Origin of the sequence: Salidesulfovibrio brasiliensis JCM 12178 (genome assembly GCF_001311825.1) — a bacterium.
Taxonomy (GTDB): Bacteria; Desulfobacterota; Desulfovibrionia; order Desulfovibrionales; family Desulfovibrionaceae; genus Pseudodesulfovibrio; species Pseudodesulfovibrio brasiliensis.
The window spans coordinates 1-3,630 of record NZ_BBCB01000142.1; the positions used below are offsets into that span (position 1 = coordinate 1).

The following is a 3,630-nucleotide window of genomic DNA, read 5'->3' on the forward strand; positions in this document are numbered from 1 at the left end:
TCCCCCTGCAGCTGGCAACCCGCGCCGAACCGGACCTCGGCCCGGCGGGCCGCTGGCTCTTCGAGGCCCTTTCCGCAGCCCGCGCACAGGACCTCGGCCAGATACCGTTCTCCTCGGTTTTCCTCATGCCGGACTAGCCCCGAATCCACGTCCATGCTACGAGGTTGCTACAGCAACGAAAAACCCCGGAGGGCCGCATGGACTCGACACTGACGCAACGAATCCCCTATTTTCTTGATGTTCTGGCTCTGGACGAGGAGCCCATGGGCATTTTCTTCACGGACACCAAACCCGAAGAAGGCTTCACCCCGCCGGAAATGGACATGCCCACCCGCGAGCAGGAGGCACGCGGCGAGGTGGACTTCGGCAAGCTCTTCGGCAATTTCTCCTGCGCGCTCGGCAGCATCTGGCGCGCCAGACGCAAGAAGACCGCCGCATGGTTCAGCGAGCGGCACTTCGGCTGTCCCGGCTCCGCGTTCTGGCAGGGGTTCAACAAGCCCCAGCTCGAGGCGATCATCGCCTATGTCTCCGCAGGCATTCCCGGCCAGATGGAGGGCGAACTCTACTGCGGCTCACACGACACGCTTCGGCAAATCTTCGAGGACATCGACCCCACTCCCGCGCCCGCGCCGTATCTCGTCTACAAGCCGCTTTCACAGTTCAGTGATGACGAGGAGCCGCTGTTGGTGGCCTTCTTTTCCCGGCCCGAACCGCTCTGCGGTCTGCACCAACTGGCCGCGTTCGTCACGGACGACCCGGACGTGGTGCGCTCGCCATGGGCAGCGGCCTGCGGCGGCCTGATCACCTGGCCGCTCAAGTATCTGGAAAACGGAGAAAACAAGGCGACGCTCGGCGGATGGGACCCCTCGGCCCGCAAATTCTTCGGGCCCGACGAGCTCTCCTTCACCGTACCCTTCGCCATGTTCAGGGACATGGTCATGCGCTGGGAGGGGTCTTTCCTCACCCGCACGGCGTGGCCCACGGTACGCAAGAAGGCCGAGCGCAGCCGCAAGGCGTGGACGCGCTAGTTCCGCGCCTCGAACATCCTAAGCCGCTGCTCCAGCTTCCACTGCTGCGCCGCCTTCTCGCTTGAACCGAGCAGGGCGGCGCAGTCCTTGTCCGGGCGTTCATCGCCGCGACAGGCCGGGGCCATGCGCTCGTAATCGCCCTCCATCCACAGGGAGATACCGGGCAGGAACGAGAACTCCAGCGAGTTCCGGGCCGCGCGCTTCAGGTCTGCGTAGGTCAGCCCCTGATCCGTGACCGCGCGAACGTATTCGTTGGTCAGTGTGGTCCGGCCCACGCCCATGTCGTCCGTGGACAGCACCACCGGCACGCCCGCCGCCATGTATGTGCGAAGCGGATGCTCCCTGCCGGAGACGCGCAGGATCACGTCGTTGCTGGAGAGAAGCACCTCCAGCGCCACGCGGTTTTCCCGCATGAAGGCAAGCGTGCCCTGTGGATCGTCCTCGTAGGCGATGTCGATGCCGTGTCCGATGCGTTTGGCGTGGCCCTTGGTCACGGCCAGCCGGATGTGGTCCGAAAGCGCTTCGGGCGTGGTCAGCCCGCCGGTCAGCTCACCGGCGTGCAGAGCCACGGCAACGTCCGGGTATCTGGAGTGCAGAAAGTCGATCATGTCCATGTGCATGGCGTAGTCGCGCACCGAAATGGGCGAGTCCTCGGGGCCGACCATGTTCACGGCCACCACGCGCGGGTCCCTGCTGGCCAGCTCGAAGGACCACGCCAGCTGGGCGAAGACGTACTCCGGCTCCGCGCCCCGGAAAATCTGGTTGATGTAGCGAATACCCACGTCGCTTCCCGGCCCGTTGCCGAGCCGCTTGCGAACGTCGGCGCCGGTGTCGTCCAGCCATGCTGTCGCCTCGGGGATGCCCTTGAACAATCCCGCTGAACGCAACCGCTCCAGCGTTGCCGCCGGATCACCGTCCCAGCCCGCCTTTTCGGCCCATGGCGTGACCCACTGTGGGCCATAAATGGAAATCATCAGCTCAAGATACTGCACCCGGTCCCGCGCGGCCTGCCGCGCTGCATGGGCGATCATGCGGGCCTTGTTGTCCTTGGCTTCGCCGAACAGGCCGAAGGTGGCGAAAAACTGGTCATGGCCCCACATGCGGTTGTCCCTGCGGTCCTGTCTGACCGAGAGCGCGTTGACCTCGGCATTCCAGAGGTCGGGCTTGGCGTAGGCCTTGGCCGCGTCGATGGACGTGCCATTGCACGGTCCCGGCACGATGCGGCCGGTGTGGCTCTGGATGCAGGCCCCGTCCTTGGCCGCCCAGGCGATGTAGTGTTCGCCGTAAGGGATGCCCGAGAGGTGGGTGTGCAGCTCCGCGCCCTTTGGCATCTGGGCCAGAAGCATCCGCAGGACCACGGGGTCCTGTGCAGGAAGCCCCGGCGAGCGCCCCGCTGTGCAGGCAGAAAGGAAGACGCAAAACAAAACCGCGACGACAACCGGAAGCATGCTGATTCTTTTCATGCTTCCAGTTGCCGCCTTTTTTGGCTGTTGGTCAAGTGCGTGGCGCGCTTTCCCGTTATAAATCCCGCGAACGCCGCTTCAACCCCACGAGCGCGGTGCCGCCGAAGCCGATCAGCAGCAGCAGGATGGTGGACGGTTCGGGAACCGGCTCGGCCGTGGTGGTGCCGATCTGCAGATTGTCGTAGTCCACCCATGCGGTCAGGCCGCTCAGAGTGAAAGCGGAAAACGGATTTGCGTCGCTGACCACGCCGAGGAAGGCTATTTCATCATCGGTCCCGCCGGAGTTGACGGTGTCGGGGACATTGAAGGGATCGCTCTGATCCAGCGCAACGAACAGGTCGGCTCCGTAGTCGAGATCACCGAGCCACAGACCGAAGCCGAGCACCGACTCGCTGAAGGAGAAGGTGATCGACGATCCGCTGCTCGTGACCCAGTAGCCGCTGCCGAAATGCGTCTCCGAGACTGCGCTGCTCAGCCGCCCGTTGTTTGCGGTGGCAGTGACGCCGTTACCGAAGTCGATGCCGGAACCGCTCTCGAAATCTTCCATGTACACGGTCGGGAAATGGCTCTGAAAGCCGCTCTCGGCAATATAGGGGTCCAGATCGTCCACCGAGCCGCCTGAAAGGTCCTGACCGAAATACACGGTTGCCGCCTGTGCCGGAGCATTGCAGAAGCCCACGACAACAATCGCGCACACCACCCACAAAACCCTCTGAAGCATAACGGTACTCCTTTTTGGGGGCTGTCATGCAGGGGGTGTTCCACAGGGCAACACACATTATTTCGAAGTGTTAGCGAGCCTACAACGAGCGCGATGCCCCGCATTCCGTAAGAAAACCCGACAGCCTGTCGGGTTCCCTGCCGGTACGGGGAGGGCCTTTACTCCTGTCTGTCCAGCGTGCGGTAGTTGATGGCCTCGGCCAGATGGTTGACCGCGATGGCGGATGCGGCGTCGAGGTCGGCGATGGTGCGGGCGATGCGCAGAATGCGGGTGTAGGCACGGGCCGAGAGGCCAAGCGTCTTGACCGCGCTTTCGAGGAATCCGTGGCCCTGTGCGTCGAGGCGGCAATACTCCTCCAGCGCCGAACCGGAAAGCTGCGCGTTGACGCTGGTGCGCGATCCCCGGAAGCGCTCGGCCT

General features: G+C 63.9%; 4 protein-coding genes. 1 reads left to right on the plus strand and 3 read right to left on the minus strand.

The features are described 5' to 3' along the window. Nucleotides 1-197 precede the first annotated feature (197 nt). Entirely contained in the window at nt 198-1,028 is an 831-nt protein-coding gene (locus JCM12178_RS17080) for a DUF169 domain-containing protein (RefSeq protein WP_054653160.1), read from the plus strand. Here JCM12178_RS17080 and JCM12178_RS17085 read toward each other — a convergent pair. The 3 genes from JCM12178_RS17085 to JCM12178_RS17095 all read right to left on the minus strand — a co-directional run. Further along, a complete protein-coding gene (locus tag JCM12178_RS17085; RefSeq protein ID WP_054653161.1) occupies nt 1,025-2,491 on the minus strand; it encodes an adenosine deaminase family protein in 1,467 nt (488 codons plus the stop codon). The genes JCM12178_RS17080 and JCM12178_RS17085 overlap by 4 nt on opposite strands. 55 nt (nt 2,492-2,546) lie before the next feature. Beyond that, nucleotides 2,547-3,212 (minus strand): PEP-CTERM sorting domain-containing protein, encoded by a 666-nt coding sequence (locus JCM12178_RS17090; protein WP_054653163.1) that lies wholly within the window; start codon nt 3,210-3,212, stop codon nt 2,547-2,549. A gap of 158 nt (nt 3,213-3,370) precedes the next feature. Then, nucleotides 3,371-3,630, minus strand: a 260-nt coding sequence (locus tag JCM12178_RS17095; RefSeq protein ID WP_500799079.1) for a magnesium chelatase subunit ChlI family protein, incomplete at its 5' end; no start/stop codon positions are given.

Bases quoted from the DNA above. Each gene is read 5' to 3' on its own strand.
- JCM12178_RS17085 (WP_054653161.1), bottom strand. From the start codon at position 2,491: ATGAAAAGAATCAGCATGCTTCCGGTTGTCGTCGCGGTTTTGTTTTGC.
- JCM12178_RS17090 (WP_054653163.1), bottom strand. From the start codon at position 3,212: ATGCTTCAGAGGGTTTTGTGGGTGGTGTGCGCGATTGTTGTCGTGGGC.
- JCM12178_RS17080 (WP_054653160.1), top strand. From the start codon at position 198: ATGGACTCGACACTGACGCAACGAATCCCCTATTTTCTTGATGTTCTG.